A 26264-nucleotide genomic window follows, 5' to 3' on the forward strand; every position below is an offset into this window, starting at 1 on the left:
CATCTGATGGATTCGCCCCACTCGTTCATATCGCTAGCGGCGCCTGTGGTACAGGATCGCACCGCCCGCGACGGCCAGCGCGCCGGTGCCGGCTATGACCGCGAGCGCGGCCGCCGGCAGGCTGCGGTCGCCGGTGTCGGGCATACCGCCCTTGGAGCCATCGCCACTGGAGCTGCCGCCGGAGCCGTTATCGGAACCGCCACCCGAGCCTCCGCCCGGTGTGCCGGGGTTCTCGGGGGTGCCGGGGGTCCCGGGATTCTCGGCGTAGCTGTTGGTGAAGACCGGCGGCATGTTTGCGTCGCCCTCGTAGGAGACCTTCGCCGACAGATAGCCCGTCTTGGTGCCGTCTGCCGCCTCGTCGCCCACCGTGACGACGATCTTGTGCACCGCCTTGTCGTAGGTCACGTGCGCCTGGCTGTCATCGACCTCGCTCACCGTAAAGGTGTAGGTGCCGGCCTGCTTGAAGGTCAGCGCATCGAACGTGACGCTGCCATCGGCAGCATTCTTGGCGGTCGACATGACCTTGCCGTCCCGGCTCTTGAGCTCAAAGCTAAACTGGCCCGCCATGAGCTCGGCACCCTTGAGTACCTTGGCGGCGCCCAGCTTGAGGGTGACGGGTGCGGCCTCGTAGCCGTTGGTAAAGGTCACCGAGGTGTCGCCCACAGCATTGCCCTCGGCATCCGCCAGCTCGTGCTTGACGGTGAGCGTGCCGTTTTTGGCATCGGCAACCGTCGTGCGCACGCGGTACGTCGCCCTGTCGTATGTCACGCCGCCCGCCGTGCCGGCGACCTCGCGCAGCTCGTAGCCGTGCGTGCCGGGCGCGGTGTAGGTGACGGGGCTGAGCGCGACCGTGCCGTCGGCGGCGTTCTTGCCCGTCGCCGCGACGCTCTCGCTGCCGTCGGCGGCAAGCTCGACCAGCCGGAACTCGAACTCGCCCTCGGCCAGGTCACGGCCCTTGAGCTTCTTGCTCACCTTGATCTGGTTGGTGACGGAGCTCGGCGTCGGGTTCACGATGTAGGTGTTGGTGAACTCGAACGCGCCCTTGCCCTCGGGCGTGCCCTCTGCGGGCAGGACCTCCGCGGCGAGCGTGCCCGCGTTGGTGTCCTCGACGACCCTGACCGTGAAGGTCCTGGTCGCCGTCGCGTCGTTGACCACGCCGTCGACCGAGCCGGACTCGCTCACCCGGTAGGCGAACGTCTTGGTGCGCAGACCTTGGCCGTCGATCTCGGCGTCATCGAGGTCGCTCGGCTGCTTGAACGTGATGTGGCCCAGCTTGACGTTGCCAGCGGCATCGTTGGTCGCCTCGGTCACCGTCTTGCCGGAGGCGTCGACCGGTGCGGGCGCGCCGTCCAGCGGCTCAATCTTAAAGGTGTACTTGCCCGCGATGTCGGCCTGCGCCAGGCCGAGTCCGGCCTGGCTAAGCGCCACCGTCTTGGTGCCCGCGAGGTCGACCGTCGCCTCGTTGGTACCGTAGCCGTTCACGAACGACAGCGTGCCATCAGAGCCCTCGGGATAGACCACGCTAACGTCCAGCCCGCCCTTACCGTTATCGGTCACCTTGACCGTGATGTCGAAGCTCGAGGCGGCCGCCGTCACGCCCGCGGGTAGCCGGTCCGTGCCGTCCTCGGATACGGTATAGGGAATGACCCATGAGCCGTCGGCGGCCCTGGTGGCGGTGCCGTCCGCCATCATCTGCTCGAGAGCGTCGGTGGTGTAGGCGATGGGCGAGAACGCGAGCCCCGCGGCCTCGCCGTCGCCGGAGGCCTGGTTGGTCGCGGTCGCGACCACATTGCCCTGGGCATCACGGACGGAGAACGAGAACTCGCCCGCCGCCGCGGCGCGACCCGTCAGCGTCTTGGTGGCATTAATTGCCACGTTGCCCTCGCCGCCGAGCGTTCCGGTGGCCTCGTAGGAGTTCTGGAACGCGACCGTCACGGGCGCGGGCGCCGCCGTGGCATCATCTGCTGTGGAGACCTCGCCGCGGGCGACCTCGACACCGTCCTTGGCAACTGTGGTCGTGACCGTGAGCTTGCCCGTCGCGGCGTCGTAGCCGGGCGCGATGGTCACCGTGCGCGGCGCGGTGTCGTTGGTGTAGCCCACGCCGCCGAGCTTGGTCTCGGTGAGGGTGAAGCGGTAGACCTTGCCCGCGTCGGCGTCAGTGAACTTCACGTCGCCCTCCGCGGCACCACCGATGAGATCGACCAGGTCGGCCTCTCCGTCGTCAGCCGCGGCCACGGCGTAGGCGTCCCTGTCGGTCTTGAGGCCGAGCTTGGCGGCCGTCTCGGCGTCGGCGGTCACGGTGAAGGCAAACTGCCCCGCCTCCATGGCGCGGCCGGAGAGCGTCTTGGACAGGCGCACGCCCGCGCGGGCCGAGTAGTCGAGCTCGGTCGTGTAGGTGTTGACGAAGTCGCCGCCGCTCGCCTGCGCGATCGCGGGTGTCGTGGCCGTGAGGTTGCCGGAGCCGTCGTCGGTCACGGTCACCGTCATCGTGGCGGCGTGGCCGTCGTAGGCCACGCCGGCGATGGCAGAACCGTCATCGGGCCTGACCTCGCGCACCGTGTAGGTGAAGGTCTTGGCGCGCACGCGCTTATCGCCGACCTCAGCGAACCCGGCGTCCTTGATGTCGTTAAGCGTGTAGCGAATGGAGCCAAAGTCGAAGGCGACCCTATCGCCCGCCTTGGTGCCGGCGGCGGCCGTCACGCTGACGGTCTTGGAGCCGTCGACAGAGCCCTCGGGCATGGGTGCGCCGCCCTCGCCCGTGAGCGTGAACCGGAAGCTGTCGCCCTCCGCCCAGTCGCGGCCCTCGAGCGCCTTGGTGAAGAGCCCCGCGGTGGAGACGTCCCTGCCCTCGGTGGCCGTTCCGTACGTGTTGGTGAACGCGACGGTCGCGCCGTCCTCGGTCACGGCGCCTTCGGCCTTGGAGCCGTCAGCCCCGTTAACAGCAGTCGTGTAGCCCTCGGCGGCGTCCTCGGTCACGATGTAGCGCGCGTCCACGGGCAGGCCGGCGATGGTCTTCTCCTCGCCGTCCTTGAGCGTGAAGGTTGCCTTGCCGTCCGCGAACGTCACGGCGTCATCGCCCTTGCCGAAGGTGCCGGAGACGGGCTCGCCGTCCCCGTCGGTCAGCGTAACCGCAAAGCCAAACTCGCGTTGGCTGTCGCCGTCGACGACCTTCTTCTTGACGGTGAGGCTACCGGTCTTGGCGGTGTTGGTAAAGACCGCCGCCTCGACCGTGCGCTTAGCAGCGTCGCCCGCATCATCGGTCAGCTGTGCAATCTTGGTCTTGGCAGACAGTTTACCGGCGCCGTTGTCGGTCACCGTGACGGCGGCACGATAGGTGGCCTTCGAGAACGTGAGTGTCGCCTCGTCACCCGGCTGCTCGGTAATCACATAGGTATAGGTGCCGGGCTTGGTGTAATCGATGGTACCGAAGTTGCCGACCTGGGCATCCTTGTGCAGCGCAATCGTCGACACGCCCTCCTTGGCGCCCTTGGGCATAGGTGCCTCACCCTGGGCAGTCAGCGTCATGGTAAAGGCATCCGATGTCATCCAGTTGCGTCCGGAGATCTTCTTTTGCACCTTAAAAGCGTTTTCCACCTTCGTGGACTCCACGCTGTAGACGTTGGTGAAACCCACCTGCGTCGCCTGCCCAACGGTACCTTTCTGGGGATTCGCCTTATCGGCAATCGTAAAGCCGTCCTCGCTCGTCATGAGGTCGCCCTTGGAGTCGAGCTCCTGTACCACGTAGTGCGCACCCATGGGCAAGGCAACCGTGACGGAGCCACCTGCCTTAAGCACGATGGCGTCCCCGCTCTTGATCTGTCCACTTACATAGGTGCCATTGGTGCCGCTGGGACGGCCAGCATACGCAAAGGTACCGGTCAGAGGCGTTGCGCCATCGGCCTGGTAGAGCAGCACCTTAAAGGTGAATGCCTTGTTGGGCGCGACAATGCCTTCGGCGGCCGCGACCGTCTTGCTCAACGTCAGGCGCCCGTCAGAGACCTCATCGGTAGTGGTGTTGGTCTTGACGGCAGGGTTGTTGCCGACCGTCACCGACGCCTGGTTGGAAATATTGCCCGAAGCGCCACCGCTCTTAAACGCGTCCTCGGTCACGCGGACCTTAAACTGAACCGTGCCCTCCTTGCCGGCGGGAACGTCCGCCAGCGTCCAGGTGAGGTTGCCGTCATTGTCCTTGGAGCCGGCATCCTTATGGTCGCCCGCGAACTCCACGAACTCGGTCCCCGCGGGAACGGCATCGGTGATCGTCACCGTGGCAGACGCGCCCTCGGTGTTCTTGTAGCCGATGGTGTAGGTGAGCTCATCACCCAGCGCCACACCCGACTCATTAGGATCCTGGGCATCGCTCTCGGACTTCTTGGGCACGTAGTTGGTCGTGGTGCCGGTATAGCTCTTGTTGTCAACCGTTACGGTAGCTTTGTTCTCAACGGTGCCGACCGCACCCTGGGCGTCCTTCACAGCGTCCCCGGTAATCTTGACGCGCACGCGCACCGAACCGTGGCTGCCCGCAGGCTGCTCACCCAGGTTCCAGGTAAGCAACTGACCGCTCGCGGCGCCCTTATCGGCATACTCGCCCTCAAAGGCCTCGAACACGACGCCCGTGGGAAGCTCGTCGTTCACGGTCACGAAGGCATCGGCCTCGGTATTGACCCAGTTGATGGTATAGACGTAGGAGTCGCCCACAGAGAGCAGCTGCCCGTCGATGTCCACATTGGGCTTCGCGACCGTGCCGATCGTCTTGACCTTATCGCGCGTATTGTGGAAGACGATCTTGCCGTTCTCGGTACCATTGCGATAGGTCACCTTGGGCGTCAGTGTGCCGTTGTTGTTGTCGGTCACCTCGAGCAGCACGCGACACGTCGCAGACGTATCCACGGGACGCACGCCCGCGGGCAGTTTGGCCAAGCGCTCCTTTGCCACCAGGTTAAAGCTATAGGTAGTGGTGTGGTCGGCATTGTGCCGTTTGATGGCAACGCCATCGTTGACGGCGCGGGCAAGGTCAATCGTCTGCTCATGAGTTTCGCTGGCAGCATCGCCAAGCTTAAAGTAAACCTTGCCGAAGTCGACCGTTGCGGTACCGTTCTCGCCTGCTTGGGTCGCGCCCTCATCCATCTTTTCGAGCGAGCCATCGGCCTTCTCGGCATACAGGTCAAACGTATACTGGCCAGCCTCGATCTTGTCGCCGGAGTCCATCACCTTCTCGGCAGTAAGACCGTCGAATGTTCCGGTCGCAGCGTAGCTGTTGGTAAAGAACACCTGAGCCTTGGCAACACCGTTCTCGGAGCTAAAGGTCTTTGCGTCGTGGACATCTTCATCTCCGTTGGCGCCATAGTGCTTGGCCGTGGTCACGGTGTAGAGCGAACCATCGCCGCGTTTCTTAACCGCAATCTCTACCTCCCAATAGGTGGAGTCGTATGTATAGCCGCCTTGGCCTGCGTCGTTCTCGACCACCTTATAGGTAAACGTCTTACCCGCATCTTTCGTCGCAAAGGTCAGGCCTCCCAAAATACCGGTATGGGACGTGCCATCGGTTTGCGGCTCATCGTTTGTAACGACAAGCTCGCCCTTATCCTTGTCCGCACGCAACAGCTCCTTAAGCTTTTCGGTTGAGGCGGTGTCCTCGCCCGTCACCGTAAAGCCAAACATGCCAGCATGCAGGCCGTGCCCGCTGAGCGTCTTGACGATCTCAAGACCGCCCTGGAGCTCGTAGCTCGTTGAAGTTTGGTAACTATTGGTAAAGATGAAGCCTTCCAAGCCGGTCGTGCCATCGGCACGCGCCACAAGCTTGCCGCCCTCATCGGTTACGGTAATGGTCAGGACATAAGGGTGCGTGTCATACTTCCACTCGCCGAGAACATTCGGAACTTGTTCGTTAATAGCGAACTTATACGTGCCCGGCTTGTTGAAGGTGAGCTTTGAGAAGTCAATCTTTTCGTGCTCCCCGTCCTTGAGGGCCGCCGTCGTTTGCTTCTCCTCAGCGTAGCCGTTGTCCTCGCTCATCGAAGAGCCGGTGATGAGCTTGCCATCGATGGCAGTCTTGGTAGCATCGTCAGCCGCGGTCATAGCAAAGGTGAACTTGCCCGGAGCATCGGCACCGGCAACCACCTTCGTCACGGACGGGGTGTAGGTTGCCGCCTCGGTGACCGTATAGGTGTTCTTGAATTTGACCGTCGCGACACCGGTGGACGTTGCACCAGACGGATAGATCCACTGGCCCTCGAGCTCATCCTCGCCATCGACCTGCTTGCTTACCGATGTCGTGACCCTAAGCGTGCTGTCGCCATTATCCGCCACGACAGCCTTAACCGTATGGACCGTCTTGTCGTACGTATAGCCCGTCGCCTTGTCGTCAATCTCGCCCACCGTATAGGTGAACGTCTTGCCAGCATCATCCTGAGTGAAGGTCAACCCACCCGCAGGTATCAAACTCACGGTCTTGGGGGCGTCGGCCTCGACATTTGCCGCCTCAAAGACCTTGCCGTCCGTGGAAATGCCAACCTTGCTGGCAGATATCTCGTCGGCAGGCTTGACGATATAACGGAACGTGCTCTTAGGCGAGCCAAAAATGGTCGCGTCCTTGGGATACGTCAACGTCTTCTCGATCTGCAGACCGCCAGCAGCGCCATAGTCGAGGCTTGCCTCATAGCGATTCACAAACGAGACGGCAGGCGTTGTGGCGCCGGCCTCACTTGCATCGTACTGCTGCACGTAGGTAGTCGAATCTTGCTTGAGCTGGACGACCTTTTCGTCCGTCAGCGCGCTCGCGTCGGCGCCTTCGCCCAGCAGCTCCATCACACCCGCGCCCTTGAGCACCGTCGTCACGGTGTAGAGCTTGGCAGGGTCGTTTTTGCGCGCAAGAACCTTGACGAGCACGATGGCGTCGCCCGTGTAGCCGGTGTCATAGGTGTAGCCGGCAGCCGCAGGCTGGTTCTCGCGGATGCGATAGGCAAACGTACGCCCCAGATCCTGCTCCGTGAGCTCACGGGCAAAGAGCTTCTCTTTCCCGCTTGCGCCCATCACGGCGCTGGACACGCCGGCCCCCGCAGCCGTATTGGACAGGCTAGCCTCGGAGCCATCGACCGATGTCTGAATGCCGTTGTACCAAAGGCCCGTCACAGCAAAGGTGAACTGGCCTGCGGTAGAGGCGCGACCCTCAAGGGTCTTGCTGACCGTCACGCCACCAAAGGTACCCGACGCATGGTACGCGTTGGTAAAGGCGGCCTTGCCGGTTACGGCCTTGTCCGCATCGGAGGCGCCGGTGTTGGCGTAGCTCACGCTCGACACGCGCAGCTTGCCCGTGTGATTACCCAACTCATCCAGATCGGTCACCACAACGGTCGCTCGTGCGGTGTGTTTGTCCATGGACATGCCCGCCTGGCCATCCTGCGCGGCGTTCTCGGTGATATTGAAGCTAAAGGTGCCCGCGCGGTTGAACGTCACGGTCGGGGCGGCTTCGGTGCCAAAGACGAACGAGGCCATGCGCCCCGACTCGGGCGCACTGGCGACAGCTTGGTTAGTGCCGATAACAACGGCCCCATCCGTCACTGCCTTTGCGGTGGTCTTACCCAGACCAGTTGCGCCGGTATCGTCCGTAGCGGCGGCAAGGTTAAAGGTATAGCTCTCGTCCTGGTTCCAGTCGCGACCGCTCACGGTCTTCTGACCCTGCAGGGTCACGCTCGTGGGATCCACGCTATATATATTGGTAAAGGAAGGCGTAACGTTCGTGTCCAACTGCTTTACCGAGCCGTCTTCTGCAATCTTGTAGTACTCGATCGAAGTCTGGATGCCAGCACCCTTCTCGGCGTTGCGCACCACGGCGTAATAGACCGATCGATCGTAGTCCATGCCCGCAGTGCTACCGAGACTCTCAGCGAACTTGTACACGTAGGCGCGTCCCGCATTCGCCTTGGCGGTATAGGAGATTTCCGGCCACGTCACTGTACCGTCGGCGTTATTGCCCACGGTTGCGGTGTTGCCCTCGGGCATGGGAGCCGTCACGCTCGTATCGACCGCATCGGGGTTGAACGTTGCGTTGACATCCGCTAGGCCGCCAACGCCCTCGAGTGTAAAGCTAAAGGTGTTCTGGGCAAGTGGGAACGTCCCGGCGTTGTCGGTCAGAATCTTTTGAGCATGGATGATGATCTTCGTTTCGTGTATATCGTAGCGGTTGGTGAAGGTTGCGACCCTATCGGCAACATCCGTCTTGGTCTCGACACCCGCGTCGTTGCACTCCTGCACTACCTTCACGCTCGTAACGACCAGAGCGCCGGCTTGGTTATCCTCCACCACAACCTTCGCAGTATAGGAGGCGGCAGAGTAGCTTATGCCGTCTGCCCTGGCATCGGATCCGGGGATAACCTCCGAGATGGTATAGGTGTAGGTACCCGGCTTGGTATAGGTAATATCGCCAAATGTCGCCGTCTGGGTATTCTTGGTGAGCTCAACCGTAGCCACCTTGCTCTTGGCACCGCCGGGCATGGGAACGCCGTCGTCGGCCGTAAGCTGCACGGTAAAGGAATCGCCATCGACCCAATCGCGACCTTCGAGCACCTTCTTGGCGCTCAGACTATTCTGGGCGTCGAGCTTTACGGGGCTGGCGCTGTAGTTGTTGGTAAACTCGAGTTTGTTGCTCGCAGGGATCTCCCCGTCCACGAGCGTTACAATCTTGCCCTCGATGGTGTTGCCAGTTCCCGACTGCTCCTCGCCACCGGCTTTGCGGCTCACGAGGCTAAAACCAGCCGGAAGCACCGACTCGTCGGCAGAGCCGGTCACAGCGTTGACGATACTCGCCAACACGTCGCCGCTGGACGCCTCGCTCTTGGTGGTGAGCTCGCTCACGCTATAGCTGTCGCCCTGCTTAAGGTCGTATACGCGGATGGTCTCGCCGGCCTTGATGGAATGGGTGTAGCCGTTCTTGAGCGTGAAAGAGTCGCCCACGGCTTTGCCGTCCGCATCGAACACATGCGCCTCGTAGCCCTTCTGGGACTCCGGCAGGGTGAACTTAAACGTAAAGGTCAGGTCGTCGCCTTTCGCATCCTTAGTGGGTGCAGTAAGACCAGTATCTGCCGTCACCGTCTTGGTCACCTGCAGGCGTGCCACACGACGGTCGGCATACTGCACGCCCGTTCCCGTGGTAAAGAGATGATTGAGCTGAAGCGTGCCCAGATTAGTACGGGTCTTGGAGGCATCGTCTATATATTTTGGATCATCCTCTTGATAAAGGGCCATGCGGTTTACGCCCGTGTCCGCATAGATAGTAGCCAGCTTGTTGTCGCGCTCGCCACCGTCCTCCACATAGCGCAGGATGGTCTTGGCACCTTGCGTCGTCTTGTCATAGCGCATATGCATCAAGTTGCCCGCAAGAGAAGGCGTCACGCCCTCGGCGGTACTTGTCTGGCCCCATGCCAGGTTTCCGTTGGCGTCAACGACCGCACTCTGCAGCTTACCCTTGATGTGCGTAAGCGTATTGTCGATCGAGTCGGGAGAGCCAAACTGCGCCAGGGAGGCAATCAGCGAACCAGGGCCGCTCATGCTGAGCACACCGTCGCCTTTCTTGCCGGCATCCACATACACACCCGAATCGTCCACGATTACCTTGGTGATGGTGTTGTTAATCTCATGGCCATCTGGACTTACAGACTCACGCAGGTAGTACGTACCCTTGATAAGGGGCGCATGATTTGTCGAATCGAGCGGGAAGCATGCGGCACCCTCTATGTCATACGGATAGGTCATGCCGTTTGCCTGCACGGTGTCATACGGCGTGGCGCCGGTTTTAATGGCATACGTGCTGGGGCTATCGCCGGTAACATCCTCGGCCTTGTATAACTCAAACGTTGCGCCGTTCACGGGTTCGCCCAGGTCGTCAACCTTCTGCACAAACAGACGGTTTTGAACGTTGGTGAGGTGGATCACCGTAGAGAACTGCCTGTTTGTCATTTGATATTGGACCATAGAGGTGTTGTCGGTGGTTGCCTCCGCCAGAGATGATGCCGTGGTGTGATACACCGCCACGGTATATTCCGCCTTCGACTTGTCCGTCATCATGGCGGCGTACTTCTCGATATCTCCGGGCAGCGACCTAACCGTTACCTCGTAGTCGCCCTTGGTGTTGACGGCAAAGACACTCGTGTCCGCCGATTTGGCAGCCTCGACCGCACCGGCAATGCCGTGCGCGGAGCACAGCATATAGCCATTGAGCGGGTTGCCCGTGACCGCCGTCCACGCACTTTCGTCCGTGTCTTTCTTAGTTTTATCGGTGCGTTTGAGCACGACAGCAAATGTCGTACCCGAGCTAATGGGATTGCTCTTATTGTCTTGCGTACTTTCAGGAAGAGAGATGGTCTCCTTGGCAGCCAGATAACCACCGTTGAGCCACATGCGGCTACCCGTCCATTGCGTTGCGTCGTCGGCCATGGTGACCGTTGTTTGCGGCGCAACCACCACGCCGCCCGTGCCACTTGCCGCGGCTGGCTTGTACTGCAAATGCAACTCGCCTGGCGTTGCAGTGGTCGACGAGGTCAGGCTCGAGCGGTATCCCGCGGGCAGGCCAACCTCTTTGAGTACAAAGTAGTCGCAATGATTGGTGTTGTGCTCTTCGTCAAACGAGAGGACGGAACCGTTCGACTTTTGAAGTATCAGCTGACCCCCGTCTTTCGTCGTACCCTGAGCGACGAGCTCACCCTTATTCCAGTCGGCATCTGGTCCATCGGACCGGTACAGCTTGAAGGTTGCGTCATTGACTGCCTCGCCGTTTTGGTCGACCTTCGCGACCTCGGACGACGGCAGGGTGGTGAGGTTGAACTTGAGCGACATGTTCGATGCACCCGCGCCACGCTCCAGATAGAAGAAGCTCAGCGTGTGCTTGGTGCTGTTGAGGAAGGTGTTGCCGGAGAAGTTGGTGGTATCTGCGCCGGCGGCTTCGAACATCGCCCTAATGGTGGTGTCTTGAATTGTCTTTTCGGGATCATTTGCATTGTCAACATGACCGACATGCACGCCACCGGTGGCGAAGTTGATCTTGAGCGTCGCCTTCTCGTGGATGCCACCCAGATCGCCCACGAGTACGCCATCGATGTACACCCAGACGTCGTCGTCACCCGAGAACTCAAAGATCATATCCTCGTTTTTGGTGGTCTTGCCTTCCTTAGGCTGGACAAACTCCGTTGTCATGGACATGCCAAAGTGGTGGTTGAGCTTATCGTTCGTTCCGTCCGTTATTCCTATAGGAGAGAGCTGACCGTTCTTCTCTTCAAAAACCTTGCGGGCCGAATCAAAGGGGAAGAACTGGCCCAGATTTGTATCTGATACTTTGCTCTTATATACGCCCGCCTTATCGTAAACGTTAAAGGAGTTGGTCGTGGGGTTATATACGGCATAGTTGCCGTTAGAACCATACGAGTCGTAAACGTAATAGCCATCTTTGAGCTGGAAGAGCCCATTCACGTTGCTGTAAACGGCCTTGCCGTCCTGTTTGCCATTGGCCTGGCTGGCATTGTTAAAGAGATAGGCCAGCGATTCATCGGTGCAATCGCCTTTCGTGCCGTATGAGGTATAGGTGCCAGCCTTGATCTCGGGATAGCCATTCACCAGCGTGTTCTTCACAAATGGAAGACGTCCAAAGCCGTCGACGCCGCTTCTTCCCGTCCATTTATTAATGCCCGATCCGGCGCCGCCATTGAACTTGAGCTGGTGATCTTTGTTGATTCCAGTGTTGTTATTACCATTATTGTTGTTTATGTTGACGGACTTATCATTGTCACCGTTCACGACCCAATAGTCGAACAGATTTACCGTGGTGCCGGTGGGATTCACCGTCTGCACGGTGTGGTTGCTAAAGGGAACCGCTTGATCGGCCGACGCACTCGTCGCGCCAAACATGAGCGCGCACGCTGCCAGCGGGACAGTCAAAAACCTCAGGACACGCTTTGCGGTATTGGTTTTCTTGCCAAAAGGCTTTAGTATTTCTCGAACTCTCGCGCACACGCGATTCATGAAGGCCTCCCCAATCCATGAGGACGGCAAGAAGCGGCTCATTATATGTGTCGTCCTCCTCATCGATGTAAATATACGCCCCCCCCCCCGCGCAGAAACGCAAGGCGGGACATCGCTATACAGTTAAAATTGTAACAATTTAAGCGACCCGAAATCCAACATCAGGTTGCCACTTAAGCTCAAAACTAACCATTCGCGCCCCACAAGGTAGCTAATTTGGGACGGAGCTATTTTGGCTACTTGGCCAAACCGGGCTCCCGGGGCAGTCTTTTTGGGACGGAGCTGTGCCACGGAAAGGGCCCATCTACTACGTTTAGGTCGCAGGGGTCGACCATAGCCGACTTTTTCGAAAATCGGCAAGCTCTCTACCTGCGGTTTTCTTTTTGTAAATTCCGGGATGGTCGAGGGTGGCCGGTTTAACGTAGTAGACGGCCGCATTTCGTGGCGAACGGTCCGACCCAAAGCAGCCAACCTCGAATGGACATTCTCGAAGTTGCGGTGGAATACGGACTGAATTGGCCCCTTAAAGGCAAAAACACTCCGTATTTCACCGCAACTTATAGGGAGATAGGTTTTAGAGGCGGCCGAGGTCGTAGGCTCGAGCGGCTGCCTCGCCGGCACAGATGAGGTTGGTTGTGGCTTCCTGGGGGTCGAGCGCTTGGTCAAGGGGCATGGGCCTGCGGCAAACCGGCAGAACCAAGTCGATACCCTGTCCATACACCGCATCCAGGTTGTCGGCACGACCGCCCACGACGGCGACCACCGGCTTGCTATATCGCTTCGCACGACGGGCCACGCCCACCGGCGCCTTACCGGCGGCGGATTGCTCGTCCATATTGCCCTCGCCCGTTATGACCAGATCGGCATTGCGCACGCACTCGTCAAACCCAATCAAATCGAGCACCGTCTCCACGCCCGAGCGCAGCTCCGCACCGAGCGCCAGCAGCGCGGCACCCAAGCCACCCGCCGCGCCCGCGCCGGGCACGCCGAGCACCGAGCCAAATGCCCGTGCGCCCTCGGGTGTGCGCAACAACCCCTGAGCCCGCGCCCTAGCAATCGCCGCATCGAGCAGGCGGCCATAGCCGACCATCCATCCGTCGTACCCGCGCAGCGCCTCGACGTCACCCGTCGGCAGGCCTTTCTGCCCGCCAAACACCGTCAGGGCTCCTCGGCGCCCCACGAGCGGATTCTCAACATCGGAAAGCACCACGATACGCACGCCATTCAGCGCCCGAAGCGCTGGCGCCAAATCGATACTCACCACGTGTTCGAGACCCGCAAGACCGGGGGCGATATTGCAGCCACACTCGTCGACAAGATGCGCGCCCAGCGCCTGCAGCATACCGGCGCCGCCATCGTTGGTAGCGCTGCCGCCCAAGCCAATATAGATAGTCTTTGCCCCAGCACGGACCGCGCGAAGCATGAGCTCGCCCACGCCATAGGTCGAAGCCGCGATCGCCGCCGATTCCGTGCAGGGCGAATACCCAATACCCGCCGCCTCGGCCGTCTCAACTACAGCCGACTCGTGCTCGCCGTCCACCAGCATCCGGGCAGACACGCGATCGCCCAAGGGCCCTGCAACCTCGCAGGTCAAAAGCTCGCCGCCGCGCGCGGCGACGGCATCGAGCGTTCCCTCGCCACCATCTGCCAGCGGCAATGTGCACACATCGGCATCGGGCCAAGCGCGGCGTACACCCTCGACAACCGCCGACTCCGCCTGTGCACTCGAAACGCTGCCCTTAAAGGAGTCGATCGCCAGCAGCACACGGCGGGGCCGGCGGCACGCGACACCAAAATCGACCGCCTCAACGGCAATATCTTCGGCACACGTGAGTGCCTTGGCATGAGCGGCATGCGTCTCAAGATCGGCCCCACAACCGCAGACAGCACCATCGGTGTCACGCAGCCCACTAAAATAGCCGCTCAACACCTCACGACACTCGTCTGCCAGCACGCCGGCGGTCACATTAAACCGATGGTTCAGGCGCGAATCGGCATTGAGGTCATACAGCGAGCCCACCGCGCCCGCCTTGGCATCAGCCGCACCATACACGCAACGCCCCACGCGCGCGTTAACCATAAGCCCCGCGCACATGCAGCAGGGTTCGAGCGTCACGTAGACCGTACAATCGGAAAGGCGCCAACGCCCAAGCGTCTGAGCGGCGGCGCACAGGGCCAAAAACTCGGCATGTGCCGAAGGGTCCTGGTCGAGCTCACGGCGATTATGCGCCCTCGCGACAATCTCGCCCGCACGCACCACCACAGCACCAATCGGCACCTCGCCCACTGTCGCAGCGGCGCGCGCCTCCGCCAGCGCCTCGCGCATGAACTTCTCGTCGATTTCGGTGATCGTCATCGTTCGCCTTCCCTGTTGCAAATTCAAAACGATGCTATCATTACGACTCACGGAGAGATGGCAGAGCGGTTGAATGCGGCGGTCTTGAAAACCGTTGAGCGCGAGAGCGTTCCGGGGGTTCGAATCCCCCTCTCTCCGCCACCTTAGTGATTCACCGGCGTCATGGTGCGCTCAAACAGCGCATCGACCACGTCGGCCATCTCGGGTCGACGCTCAAGATCGTGGCCCGATTCCCACCAATTTGTGAACACTCGAATAATGCCACCGGCGATAAATTCCGATGTCGTCTCAAGCGAAACGGGCGCCAGGGCGTCTTCGGCAAGCGAGCTCATCACGCGCTCACGGATGGAATGCGCGATGCGGTCGCAAATCATGCCGGTCAGCATGCCCGACATGCTGCTCGCCAAAAGGTTATCCATGAGCTGCTCATGCGCCAGTACCATATTCATGGCATCGTCAAAGACCTCATGGCGAAGCGCCTGTACATCCACAAGCGGCTCCGCGTCCGCTGCGTCGGTCTGGTTTTGCGGCAAGCCCGTCATAAGCTCATCGATATAGAAGGCAAAATAATCGTTTTTATCGCGAAAATGCTTATAGAACGTCGTGCGGCGAATCAGGGCCCGGTCGCAAAGCATGGCAACCGTCAAATCCTCAAACCGATACTCTTCCAAAAGCTCGGTAAAGGCGTCGAACAGGGCACGATAGGTTTTCTTGATGCGAAGGTCCATCCGTATCGCCATCCTCAAGGCGTAGACAGCATTCCGTAATTTGTCGCATATCTTACACCTGTACCAACCGTTCGATATTGGCGCCCCCTCCCTGGTTGAAACAAAACGCTTACCGGAAAGTTCGGCACCGCCAAAGGTTGCGGGTATACTAGATACGTTATACCAACAACGGCCGGCGCAAAACGCCGCTGCCATTCGAAACGGAGACATCATGCTTCCCGTCATCATCGGTATCGTTGTTGTCGTTGTGATCGTCTGCGCCATCGCTGGCATCTACAACAACATGGTTACCAAGCGCAATCGTATCGATAACGCCTGGCAGAACATCGACACGCAGCTGCAGCGCCGCAACGACCTGATCCCCAACCTGGTCGAGACCGTCAAGGGCTACGCCAAGCACGAGCAGGACACGCTCGCCGCCGTGATCAACGCGCGCAACACCGCCGTAAGCGCCACCACCCCCGAGGCCAAAATGGAAGCCGACAACGTGCTGACCGGTGCGCTGCGCCAGCTCTTTGCCGTGGCCGAGGCCTACCCCGACCTTAAGGCGAACACCAACTTTATGCAGCTCCAGGCTACGCTCGAGGACACCGAGAACAAGGTGAGCTACGCGCGCCAGAGCTACAACGACTGCGTGCTCAGCTACAACAACGCCATCCAGACGTTCCCGGCCGTTATCTTTGCCGGCATCTTCCAGTTTAAGGAGCGCCAGGGCTTCGAGGCCGCCGAAGCTGCCCGCCAGGCACCGACCGTCAAGTTCTAACAGATCCGCAGCGTATCCTTAATCGGGTATATGCATAAACCGTCCCGTCGAATGCATACTTCGGCGGGACGGTTGCTTTTTGCCCACAGGTACCCCAGAGGGCGGCGTGCAAATTTTGGAGTTTTCAGCATCCTGGAGCCCAAAGGAACAGGAACGGGCCCACAAAACCGCGTTGAAAACCCTGATTCTGAGCCCTCAGCACCTCAGGGATCACTCATTTTCTACAGGATGCGGCTCACGGCGCCTGACTTTCGCCCAAAATCCCGTATGCATGCGCACCCGGCTGCTGAAAACTCCCAAAAATGTACGCCCCGTCCCACCCCAGGCGAGCGGCAACCGGAAAACCGCGCACGCACCTCTTCCTGGTGCGGGTTTTCCTACAGAACTGCGCGGGGTCACTAGGGCCAAGCTCCTTATGGAGCCCACACCCAGGCGCACTCCGCAGGATGAAAGAACCCCCGCCGCACGTAGTGCGCAGCGGGGGTTCTTTCATGTCCGAGGACGCGCCGGAAAGGAAGGTCGCCCTCGGGCCGAACATACAAGACAGCTTACGCGACGGTGTAAACCCAGTTGTGCTTATCCTCGACAGCACCAGACTGAATACCAGTCAGGGTCTCGCGAAGTTTCTTCATAACAGGGCCGATCTCGGTGCAGCCAGCCGGGAAGGTCACGGTCTCGTCGGCACCATAAACCTTGTTGTCAATCTCGCCGACCGGGGAGATAACAGCAGCGGTGCCGCACAGACCGCACTCGACAAAGGTGCCGGCCTTGACCTCGGCCCACTCGACGGGACGCTGATCAACGGTCATGCCCAGGTCCTGAGCGACCTGAACGAGCGAGCGACGGGTGATGGAGGGCAGGATCGAGTCGGTGTGCGACTGAGGAACAACGAGGGTGCCGTCCTCTTTCACGAACAGGACGTTGGCGCCACCGGTCTCCTCGACATAGGTGCGAGACTCGGAGTCAAGATACAGGTTCTCGGCATAGCCCTCGCGATGGGCCTCCATCGTGGGCTTAAGGGACATGGCGTAGTTCAGGCCGGCCTTGATGTTGCCGGTGCCATGCGGGGCTGCACGGTCATACTCGGAAACGCGCAGCTTAACGGGCTTAAGGCCGCCCTTAAAGTACGGACCGACCGGAGTCACGAGAATGCGGAACGTGTACTCAGGAGCAGGAGCCACGCCAATCACGTCACCAGAGCCAATCATAAACGGACGCACGTACAGGGTCGCACCGGAGCCGAAAGGCGGAACCCAGGCGGCGTTGGCAGAAACGACCTGCTTGACGGCCTCGACGAACTTGTCCTTGGGGAACGGCGGCATCTCGAGGCGCTGGGCAGAGTTATACATGCGCTCAGCGTTCATGTCGGGACGGAAGCAGACGATGCTGCCATCCTCGGCGGTGTAGGCCTTCAGGCCCTCAAAGACCTCCTGGCAGTAATGGAAGATGCCGCCGCACTCGGAGACATGCATGGTGTGGTCGGTGGTCAGGCCGCCCTCGTCCCACTCGCCATCCTTCCAATGAGCCTCGTAGCTGTAATCGGTCTTCATGTAGCCAAAGCCGAGGCTACCCCAATCGATATCCTTCTTCTCGACAGTCATATGTCGCTCCTTACATACACAGTTGCATACTCGCGAACCCGCACGCAAGGACCGAGGCCGACCGTGTCGCAACGTCGCACGCCCGGAGCGTAGAGCCGGACGGGACACGCGGGCAACATCGAAGCCGATGGCACGTCGATTCGCATGGACGAGATTGTACTCCGCACGCGCGTCGGATAAAACGTTTTTCTTTAACTAACTAAAGTATTTTCATTTGACCGAAACTAAAGAGGCCCGCCACCGTAAACGGTGACGGGCCTCAGCGACGCGATTTGTGCGCCAGCTCGAACTACGCGTTCTGTTTGCCCAGCTTAGCCTTAACCAGGCCGACTACAGTCGGGATGATCGAAACGGCTACGATGCCAATGATCAGCAACTCAAAGTGCTCCTGCACAAAGGGGATGCCACCAAAGAAGTAGCCCAGCAGTGTAAAGACCGTCGACCAGGTAATGCCGCCCAGCACGTTGTAGATGACAAAGTTGCGCCAGTGCATGCCGCCCATGCCGGCAATGAAGGGCACAAAGGTGCGGATAAACGGGAAGAAGCGGCCGAGGAAGATGGCCAGGTGACCCCACTTGTCCAAGAAGTCCTCGGACTTTTTGATACGCTCGGGCGTCATGGCCTTGACCTTGCCCGAAGCGATGATCTTTTTGCCAAAGAAGTGACCGATCATAAAGTTGCACTGGTCTCCCAGGATGGCAGCAGCCCATGCTACGGCCAGCAGGGCTACGATGTTAAAGCCACCGTTATGGGCAAAGAAGCCCGAAGCAAACAGCAGTGAATCGCCGGGAAGGAACGGGAAGAACACCACGCCTGTCTCAACGAAGATAATGAGGAACACGCAGCCGTAGGCCATAAGCGGGCCGGCGGCGATCCAGCTGGCAATCGCGGTGCGCGGGTCTTTGAGTAGCTCGGCGATAAAATTGATGAAACCCATGAAGTAAAACCTCTCAGTTGTGGGCGCGGATACGTCCAAGTTGACCAGTATACGGTTACGGTGCCCCCTCGTGCGCAACCCCACAAAAGCATGACTCCATTACCAGCAAGTTTGCATAACTGACACCTGTCATGCAAAGCCGCCAAGATTATTCTTCCTAATCCCTAGCGAATCGCTATACTTTATTGAATCGCATTGCCATGGCGCTAAGGGAGGGCGGCCGGTGAGCTTTATCAATACCATTCGCGAGGACATCAAGACCGTCCAGACGCAGGACCCCGCCGCGCAAAACGGTTTGGTCATCTTCCTTTCCTATCCTGGCCTGCACGCCAAGTGGAACCACGTGCCCGAGCACTGGCTGTGGGAGCACGGTCATCGCTCGCTCGCCCGTGTGCTCTCGCAAATCACCCGCCACATCACCGGGGTCGAGATTCATCCCGCTGCACAGATCGGCAAGCATTTCTTTATCGACCACGCCATGGGCGTCGTCATCGGCGAAACCACCATCGTGGGCGACAACTGCGTGCTCTACCAGGGCGTCACGCTTGGCGGCACCGGCAACGAAACCGGCAAGCGCCACCCCACCCTGGGCAACAACGTCACCGTGGGCACGGGCGCCAAGGTGCTCGGCAACATTCGCATCGGCAACAACGTCAAAATCGGCGGCAACTCGGTTGTCGTCAAGGACGTGCCCGACAACTGCACCGTCGTGGGCGTACCGGGACGCATCATCAAGCGCAACGGCTGCCGCGTGTTCGAGGAGAGCTTCGACGCCAAGCAGCACCGCGAGTACATGCCTGACGATGCCGCCGAGCAGTCCGCCCTCAACCGTCAGGGCATCACCGAGAACGCCCGCCGCGTCAAAGAACTCGAGCAAGAGGTAGCCGAGCTCAAAGCCCTCGTTGCCAAACTTGTGGACGAACGCTAGACGCGGACGGCCAATGACAACATTCACGCCAGCGCAAAGGCGCGCCAGGGAATCTATCCCCGGCGCGCCTTATTTCCGATGCGACAAGGGGGCCGTCCCCATGTCGCATTATGCGAACTGGCTCAGATAGAGGTCGGCGTAGGCGCCCTCGGCAGCCAGCAACTCCTTATGCGTGCCCTGCTCGATAATGTTGCCGTGATCCATGACCAAGATCAGGTCGGCGTCCACGATCGTCGACAGGCGATGCGCGATCACAAAACTCGTGCGCCCGCGCATAAGCGCATCCATAGCACGGCCGATGGCGAGCTCGGTACGCGTGTCCACGCTCGACGTCGCCTCGTCCAGGATGAGAATCGCCGGGTTGTTGAGCAGCACGCGTGCGATGGTCAGCAGTTGACGCTGCCCTTGGCTAATGCTCTCGGCATCGTTTGCCACCCGCGTGTCATAACCCTGCGGCATGGTGCGCACAAAGAAGTCGACCTGCGCGGCGCGCGCAGCCGCCACGATCTCGTCGCGCGTCGCCTCGGGACAGCCGTAGGCGATGTTTTCGGCAATCGTGCCATCGAATAGCCAGGCGTCCTGCAGCACCATGCCAAACTGCTGGCGCAGCTCGCCGCGGTCCATACAGCTCGTGTCCACGCCGTCGAGCGTAATGCGCCCGCCATCGATCTCGTAAAAACGCATGAGCAGGTTGATGAGCGTGGTCTTGCCCGCGCCCGTGGTTCCCACCACGGCGATCTTCTGGCCCGGCTCGGCGGTAAACGACACGTCACGCATAAGCGACTTGTCGGGCGAATAACCAAAACGCACGTGCTCAAAGGAGACACGGCCCTCAATGCGACCCGGCAGCCTGGCAGCATCACCCGGCAGCGGATCAGCTTCCATCTCGGGCTCATCGAGCAGGTCGAACACGCGCTCCGCACTCGCCAGCGCGCTCTGCAGCGAGTTGAAAGTGAACGACAGCTGCGTCATGGGTTCGGACGCCCCGTAGATAAACTGGAAGAACGCCTGGAACACGCCGACGGTCATGTGGCCGGCGACCAGCATGCTGCAGCCCACCAGCGCGATCACGATCTGCGCCAAACGGCCGATAAAGCGAACCGCAGGGCCGACGGCATTGATCATAAAGTCGGCCTTGGTACTCACGCGCGCTAGCTCCCTCGAGGCCTCGTGCACCTCGGCAGAGCTCTGATGCTCGCGGTTGAATGCGCGAATCACCAAACGGCCTGAATAGCCTTCCTCGACCGCGCTCGTGATTTTGGACACCCACTCCTGACGCTCGCCCGTCACATCATGCGTTCGGCGCGAAACCACCTTGGTCACCAGCAACGATACCGCCGTAAAGCCCAAAAAGACCAACGTGAGCTTGACGCTATAGACAAACATCATGATGATGGCACCCGTCACGGTACCGATCGATACCAGCAGCTGCAGCAATCCGCGCTGCATACTCTCGGACATCTTGTCCAAGTCATTGGTCGCGCGGCTGACCACTTCGCCGGGGCGATGCGCGTCAAAGTAGGCGAGCGGCAGGCGGCTGAGCTTCTGCGCGATGCGGTTGCGCAGACGCAGGTTGAGTCGCTCGGCGACGCTCGACATCAAAAAACTCTGCAGCGCATAGAACGATCCGGCGGCTGTCCAGATCAAAAAGTAGACAAAGATGGTCTTACCGCACTGATCCCAGGTGATGCTGAAGGTCGTTCCGCTGGCAAACGCCACCTGTATATGGCCCCACAGCTCGTCGATAACATGAGCGCTATATGCCGGCGCGGCGGTGTTAAAGATGACGTAGAACACAATGCTCGCGAATACAATATAGAAGCGCCAATGGTCGCCGGCGGCCTCGCTCCACAAGCGGCGCACCGTCGCCCAGGTATCCCGGGGCGTCTCGTCCTCTTCTTCGTCGTCCACGTCGCGCATACGCTCTGCCTCGGCACGGGCGCGCTCGTCCTCGGCACGCTCGTTTTCCTCGTACAGCGCCTGGCGACGAGCCTCGCGCTCGGCCGCGGCCCTGGCGGCGGCATTCAGCTCGGTCGACGCGGCAGACTGCTCGACCGCTTCCTCGGCCGCGTCCACAACGACGGCATCGATAGCGTCGCTGCGCTTCTTGAGCTCCTCGGTCATGCTACTCACCTCCCTTCATCTGCGATTCCGCGATGGCGCGGTACACCTCGCAGGTTTCCATAAGTTCCTCGTGCGCGCCCAGGCCCACGACCTCGCCATCCTTGAGCACGATAATCTGGTCGGCATGCAAAATCGTCGAGATGCGCTGCGCGATGATGAGCACCGCGGCGTCGCGCGTCTCGTCCTGCAGCGCATGGCGCAAGGCCGCATCGGTTTTAAAGTCCAGGGCCGAAAAACTGTCATCGAAGATATACAGATCGGCATGCTTCATGAGCGCACGGGCGATTGCCAGACGCTGGCGCTGGCCGCCCGAAAAGTTCGTACCGCCCTGGGCAACCGGAGTATCGAGCCCCTGCGGCTGATCGAGCACAAAGGTGCTCTGGGCAACCTGCAGCGCATGAAGCATGTCCGCCTCGGTCGCATCCTCGTTGCCAAAGCGCAGATTGCTTGCCACGGTGCCCGAGAACAGCCATGCCTTCTGCGGCACATAGGCGATGCGCCCGCGAATCTCATCTTGCGAAAGCTCGCGCAGGTCGATGCCGTCCAGGCGAATGGCGCCCTTGGTGGCATCGTGGAAGCGCAGCAGAAGCTTTGCCACCGTCGACTTGCCCGAGCCCGTCGAGCCCACAATCGCGGTCGTCTGACCGCGACGACAGGCAAAGCTCAGGTCGCACAGGGTGTCCTCGTCGGCGTCGTCAAAGCGAAACGACATGTGGTCGAACACGGCAACAGCATCCGCATCGTCCTCGGAGGCAGGCGTCCCGTCACCCAGCGTACGCTCGCCGTCCACGATGCTCGGCTCAATCTCCAACACCTGCTGCGCACGGTTCAGGCACGCGGCAGCACGCGGAAGCGTCAGCACCACCATCTGGGCCATCATCACAAAGAACAGGATCAGAATTGCATACTCCAGCACCGCCGAGATACTCGCGATCTGCATGGCGTGGGCGCCCACCCGGTTACCGCCCACCCACAGCACCGCCACCTCGGCGATGTTCATCAAAAAGAAGCTGGAGCTGTCAAGGCCCACAAACAGGTGGTTGACCTTTATGGCGTTGGCGGCGTAGTCGCTAAACACCTCGTCCAGGCGCCGCTCCTCGTGATGCTCTTTATTAAAAGCACGAATAACGCGCACGCCCACAATATTCTCGCGCAGCACCACGTTCATGCGGTCGATAAAGCCCTGTAGGCGCATAAAAATCGGTGCCGCATTGGCAACCGTAAAGACCGCCGCAACCAGCACGATCGCAACCACGACGCCCAGAAGCACGCCCATAGCCGGATCGATAAACCAGGCGAAGATGATGCCCGCCACCGCCAGGAACGGCACGGGCAGCACCAGCTGAATCGTCTGAAGGACAGCCTGTTGAATCACGTTGATGTCGTTGAGTGAGCGCGTGATCATCGATCCGGTGCCAAAGCGCTCAAAATCGCTGGCAGACAGCTCGAGTGATTTGTCGTAGACGGCATTGCGGATGTCGCAGGCCACGTTAGCCGCCAGACGCGCCGAAAGATAGCAGCCCAGCACCGTGCCGCCGCTAGCCATGCTCGTCGCGATAAACATGTATAGGCCGTTGCATAAGATGTAGTCGACATCGCCCGTGGTAATGCCGGTGTTGACCATGTTCGCCAGCATCGTGGGAACCAACAGCGTACCGACGTTATCCACCAGCAGCGCCAGCAGCGTCACTGCGACAAGCCCTCGATAGGGCTTCAAAAACCTCATTAACAGTCGCACGACTCACCCTCACCTTGATTCTCGGCAGCGATATGCTGCTTAAAGACATCGCACTCATCGCCGAGCGCATGGGAAAATTTTTCGATGAGGCGCATGATTTCGCGCTGTTCCCAGGGCTCGAGCACTTCGAAAGCCTGTTGCTCGGCTTCTTGCGCCGGCAGCGCATATTGCTCGGCAAACCGCATGCCCGCTTCGGTCAAACGCACAACCTTGTTCTTACGGCTGCCTTCGGCAAACTCCAACGTTGCGAAGCCCCGCGCCGTCAAGGTTTTAATTGCCGAGTTGATGGTCTGCTTGCTGTAGAACCATTCGCTTGTCAGACGGCTTACGGCAATACTGCCGCCTGCCGTGCTGGTATCGACGAGCATCCAGTAAGCGCAGTCCGAAAGGCCGCAGGCGCGCGAGAACTCCGAATAGATATGGTCGAGTCTATTGAGCAACCGGTCGAAGTCGACCGGCGTAACCGCACTATTCATCTATCCCACCATTCGATTGTCCGATTTTTGACCAATTTCGTGTCTCTAGATTAGTCCGAGCTTTGACTATCGTCAACAGGTTCTCCGCAAATGCCTACGCTTTTATGGCCTATCGGCAGAAAAAGACCGCCGGCGCGGGGGCGGCGCCAGCGGTCACGTGAAAATCGGATTTCATTGCCTGTTAAGCGGCGACAGCCTCGTAGACCGTAGCGCCCGAGAAGCTATCGTGCAGGCTTTTGCCGCAGATCCAAGGCAGCTCGACGACCTCGCAGAGCGTGTTGACCAGCTCGGAGCAGTCAGTAAAGTGGCCCTTATCGTTGAGGGCCTCGCAATCCTGAACACGCCAATAGCCATCGGTGTGCGTGATGTAGTACTCGTGACCGTCAATCGTCACAAAAGCGCGTGTCTTGGAACGCAGCAGCTTCAGAAATCCTTCGAAATCGGTCTCGACGACATCTCCAGCCTGGAACATGATAGTTACCTCCTGGCCCGGCGCCACCACGGCGCGTTGATAAACGTTGGTACTTCTTTAGTAAAACCTTTATCAGAGGCTATGCGTTCGTCATTTAGGCAAGTGGTAAAAACCGCAGGGCAGACGGGATAAAACGTTTAACCATCCCATTGGCTTGTCACATTTTAAAGGTACTTTTATGCAAACCAACTTACCCAATTGGAATCTATCCTTTTGCCGGGCAATTGACCGTCTATCGTTTGAGCCCGACGGGTATGAACGAGGCATCTGCAACGCCACCGCAAGGAGACACCATGGAGACTATCGAAGCACTCATTCACCGCCGCAGCTGCCGCAAATACAGCGATCGTCCCGTCGAGGCCGAAAAGCTTGCACGTATTATCGAAGCCGGCCAATATGCACCGAGCGGCATGGGCCGCCAGCCGGTGACGTTTGTCGCCGTCACCGACCCCGCGACCATCGAGCGTCTCTCACAGCTCAACGCCCAGGTCATGGGCAGCAACAGCGACCCCTTCTATGGCGCCAAGACCGTTGTGGTGGTGCTGGTTGACCGCAGCGTGCCCACACATCTGGAAGACGGCTCGCTCGCCATGGGCAACTTGCTCAACGCCGCCTATGCACTGGGTGTCGATTCGTGCTGGATTCACCGCGCGCATGAGGTCTTTGACTCGCCCGAGGGCCTGGAGCTGCTGGCCAGCTGGGGCCTGCCCGCCGACGGCAGCCTGCGCGGTGTCGGTAACTGCATTCTGGGCTATGCCGAGGACACGCTACCCGAGGCAAAGCCGCGCCGCGACAACGTGGTGTATGTTAGGTAATTTGTTCCGCCGTTCTACCGAACGGCGGAACAAATTAGTCGACCGGGTGGTAGAAGGTGTCGACGACCGTCTGTTTTACGTTGTCTTGGTCTAAGTAGAACTCGGCAAAGGTGTCGCCCTGCTGCATGGTTCCCTGCAGCGTCACAACATCAAACGAGGTCAGGCCGTGCTCGAGCATCGTGGTCGCCAGATAGCTAAACTCATCGAGGCCCAGATTGGTCCACGTATAGTCGCCCATCGTCTGGTACAAGTTAATCAGCACAGCCGGATTACTCTTGGCGCTGTTGAGCACCTTGGCCGCAAACGCCTGCACATAGCTCACCTGACGTGCCGTACGATCGAGCGACGAGGTCAACTCCGTGGTATCGCGCCACTGCACATACTTTTCGGCCGAGATTCCAAACAGCGTCGTCTCCTGCCCCTCAACCGCTGCCGTGCCCGGCACGGTCTGTGTCGGCACGAGCGTCACGCCGCCAATAGAATCATTGATAGGCGCCACGCCCTCAATGTTGAGCGTGTAGTAATAGTCGACTGGGATATTGTCGAGCACACGTGAAGCGGCTGCCGCCGTCAGCTGCGAGGAATTATCACCGTCGGTACCGTAGGCAAACTGCAGGCAGAGCTGCTCGGTCACCTGACCCGAAAACGAACCACCCGCATACGTATCGACGGCAACCATGCTGTCGCGCGGAATAACGATGCCGCGGGCCTCGCCTGTATCGGTATTAAGGGCTACAACCATAACGGTATCCGACTGGCCTTCTTTGGCGCCATCATCAGACGCGCGATTATCGAAGCCGATAAACGCCACCGTAGCCATATGCTTGTTGAGTGCATACTTCTTGCCGTTATAGGTGATGGTGTCACCTTTGGCCTTAATGACCTTTTCGGTCTTTTCCTCGATCTTCTTTTTGCCTTGGTTCACGCTGTGGTTCACAAAGCCCCAGCCGGCAGCAGCAATCGCGCCGATCACGAGCAACACAATCACGAGTGTGCGGATGCGGCGACGACGTTTGATGCGCTTAATCGACTCCTGGGAACGGCGACGGCGCTGCGGTGGCGCCTCATCGAGCGAAGGCCATTCGGTATCATCAGCAGGCTGCGGTATATCATCCGCAACCTGCGCCGAAGTCTCGGCCTGGCCCACGGTTTTGCTCGACGCCCCATTTTGTGTGTCAGATGCCGAATCGACATCGGCACCCTGCTGCGCGCTGGCAGGCTCCGCCACATCGGAAACCTGTTGCTGGGAAGTGTTCTCCTGGCTATTTTCGTCGGGATCCACCGCATCGATAAAGTGCTTGCCACGGGGGTTCATGA

Annotated in this window: 13 protein-coding genes and 1 tRNA gene; 4 read left to right on the plus strand and 10 right to left on the minus strand. The window is 59.8% G+C overall.

The genetic code is table 11. From position 1 onward, the window contains the following. Nucleotides 1–33 precede the first annotated feature (33 nt). Both ACTQXI_RS04150 and tadA read right to left on the minus strand, forming a co-directional pair. A complete protein-coding gene (locus tag ACTQXI_RS04150) occupies nt 34–11925 on the minus strand; it encodes a Spy0128 family protein (RefSeq protein WP_441548375.1) in 11892 nt (3963 codons plus the stop codon). A gap of 658 nt (nt 11926–12583) precedes the next feature. Further along, nucleotides 12584–14365, minus strand: coding sequence for a tRNA adenosine(34) deaminase TadA (gene tadA, locus ACTQXI_RS04155; RefSeq protein ID WP_441548376.1), 1782 nt, complete (start codon nt 14363–14365; stop codon nt 12584–12586). Between the two features lie 51 nt (nt 14366–14416). Between tadA and ACTQXI_RS04160 the strand changes: the two genes are divergently transcribed. Further along, a tRNA-Ser gene (locus tag ACTQXI_RS04160) sits at nt 14417–14506 on the plus strand. A gap of 2 nt (nt 14507–14508) precedes the next feature. On the opposite strand, the gene ACTQXI_RS04165 is transcribed toward ACTQXI_RS04160, so the two are convergent. Continuing rightward, the gene (locus ACTQXI_RS04165) at nt 14509–15093 is read right to left on the minus strand and encodes a TetR/AcrR family transcriptional regulator (RefSeq protein WP_195838605.1); all 585 of its coding nucleotides are present in this window, start codon (nt 15091–15093) and stop codon (nt 14509–14511) included. Between the two features lie 211 nt (nt 15094–15304). Here ACTQXI_RS04165 and ACTQXI_RS04170 point away from each other — a divergent pair, with 211 nt between their 5' ends. Continuing rightward, nucleotides 15305–15856 (plus strand): LemA family protein, encoded by a 552-nt coding sequence (locus ACTQXI_RS04170; RefSeq protein WP_427719860.1) that lies wholly within the window; start codon nt 15305–15307, stop codon nt 15854–15856. Nucleotides 15857–16404: 548 nt separating this feature from the next. Here ACTQXI_RS04170 and ACTQXI_RS04175 read toward each other — a convergent pair. Together ACTQXI_RS04175 and ACTQXI_RS04180 are read right to left on the minus strand one after the other, a co-directional pair. Further along, nucleotides 16405–17457, minus strand: coding sequence for a branched-chain amino acid aminotransferase (locus tag ACTQXI_RS04175; RefSeq protein ID WP_427728837.1), 1053 nt, complete (start codon nt 17455–17457; stop codon nt 16405–16407). Nucleotides 17458–17746: 289 nt separating this feature from the next. Beyond that, nucleotides 17747–18394 carry a VTT domain-containing protein gene (locus tag ACTQXI_RS04180; protein WP_154517831.1) on the minus strand — a complete coding sequence of 216 codons (648 nt, stop codon included), beginning with the start codon at nt 18392–18394 and terminating at the stop codon, nt 17747–17749. A 223-nt stretch (nt 18395–18617) separates the two neighbouring features. On the opposite strand from ACTQXI_RS04180, the gene cysE reads away from it, so the two are divergent. Then, nucleotides 18618–19322: a serine O-acetyltransferase gene (gene cysE, locus ACTQXI_RS04185; protein WP_370450655.1), complete on the plus strand. Its 705-nt coding sequence runs from the start codon at nt 18618–18620 to the stop codon at nt 19320–19322. Between the two features lie 108 nt (nt 19323–19430). On the opposite strand, the gene ACTQXI_RS04190 is transcribed toward cysE, so the two are convergent. The 4 genes from ACTQXI_RS04190 to ACTQXI_RS04205 form a co-directional block, all read right to left on the minus strand. Further along, on the minus strand, nt 19431–21446 hold the full coding sequence (locus tag ACTQXI_RS04190) for an ABC transporter ATP-binding protein (protein WP_441048908.1): 2016 nt from the start codon (nt 21444–21446) through the stop codon (nt 19431–19433). Between the two features lies 1 nt (nt 21447). After that, entirely contained in the window at nt 21448–23172 is a 1725-nt protein-coding gene (locus ACTQXI_RS04195; protein WP_441048907.1) for an ABC transporter ATP-binding protein, read from the minus strand. Then, nucleotides 23172–23660, minus strand: coding sequence for a MarR family winged helix-turn-helix transcriptional regulator (locus ACTQXI_RS04200; RefSeq protein ID WP_441041392.1), 489 nt, complete (start codon nt 23658–23660; stop codon nt 23172–23174). The genes ACTQXI_RS04195 and ACTQXI_RS04200 overlap by 1 nt, the downstream gene beginning before the upstream one ends. Before the next feature lie 181 nt (nt 23661–23841). After that, complete coding sequence (locus ACTQXI_RS04205) at nt 23842–24132, minus strand: CDP-alcohol phosphatidyltransferase (protein WP_441048906.1); 291 nt, start codon at nt 24130–24132, stop codon at nt 23842–23844. Nucleotides 24133–24425: 293 nt separating this feature from the next. Between ACTQXI_RS04205 and ACTQXI_RS04210 the strand changes: the two genes are divergently transcribed. Then, nucleotides 24426–24947 carry a nitroreductase family protein gene (locus ACTQXI_RS04210; protein WP_441048905.1) on the plus strand — a complete coding sequence of 174 codons (522 nt, stop codon included), beginning with the start codon at nt 24426–24428 and terminating at the stop codon, nt 24945–24947. Between the two features lie 34 nt (nt 24948–24981). Here the strand turns inward: ACTQXI_RS04210 and ACTQXI_RS04215 are convergent, their stop codons facing one another. After that, entirely contained in the window at nt 24982–26262 is a 1281-nt protein-coding gene (locus tag ACTQXI_RS04215; RefSeq protein WP_441048904.1) for an LCP family protein, read from the minus strand. Nucleotides 26263–26264: the final 2 nt, after the last annotated feature.

Origin of the sequence: Collinsella sp. LCP19S3_C9 (assembly GCF_052121575.1) — a bacterium.
Classification (GTDB): Bacteria; Actinomycetota; Coriobacteriia; order Coriobacteriales; family Coriobacteriaceae; genus Collinsella.

Bases quoted from the DNA above. Each gene is read 5' to 3' on its own strand.
- tadA (WP_441548376.1), bottom strand. From the start codon at position 14,365: ATGACGATCACCGAAATCGACGAGAAGTTCATGCGCGAGGCGCTGGCG.
- ACTQXI_RS04165 (WP_195838605.1), bottom strand. From the start codon at position 15,093: ATGGACCTTCGCATCAAGAAAACCTATCGTGCCCTGTTCGACGCCTTT.
- ACTQXI_RS04170 (WP_427719860.1), top strand. From the start codon at position 15,305: ATGCTTCCCGTCATCATCGGTATCGTTGTTGTCGTTGTGATCGTCTGC.
- ACTQXI_RS04175 (WP_427728837.1), bottom strand. From the start codon at position 17,457: ATGACTGTCGAGAAGAAGGATATCGATTGGGGTAGCCTCGGCTTTGGC.
- ACTQXI_RS04180 (WP_154517831.1), bottom strand. From the start codon at position 18,394: ATGGGTTTCATCAATTTTATCGCCGAGCTACTCAAAGACCCGCGCACC.
- ACTQXI_RS04190 (WP_441048908.1), bottom strand. From the start codon at position 21,446: ATGACCGAGGAGCTCAAGAAGCGCAGCGACGCTATCGATGCCGTCGTT.
- ACTQXI_RS04195 (WP_441048907.1), bottom strand. From the start codon at position 23,172: ATGAGGTTTTTGAAGCCCTATCGAGGGCTTGTCGCAGTGACGCTGCTG.
- ACTQXI_RS04200 (WP_441041392.1), bottom strand. From the start codon at position 23,660: ATGAATAGTGCGGTTACGCCGGTCGACTTCGACCGGTTGCTCAATAGA.
- ACTQXI_RS04205 (WP_441048906.1), bottom strand. From the start codon at position 24,132: ATGTTCCAGGCTGGAGATGTCGTCGAGACCGATTTCGAAGGATTTCTG.
- ACTQXI_RS04210 (WP_441048905.1), top strand. From the start codon at position 24,426: ATGGAGACTATCGAAGCACTCATTCACCGCCGCAGCTGCCGCAAATAC.
- ACTQXI_RS04215 (WP_441048904.1), bottom strand. From the start codon at position 26,262: ATGAACCCCCGTGGCAAGCACTTTATCGATGCGGTGGATCCCGACGAA.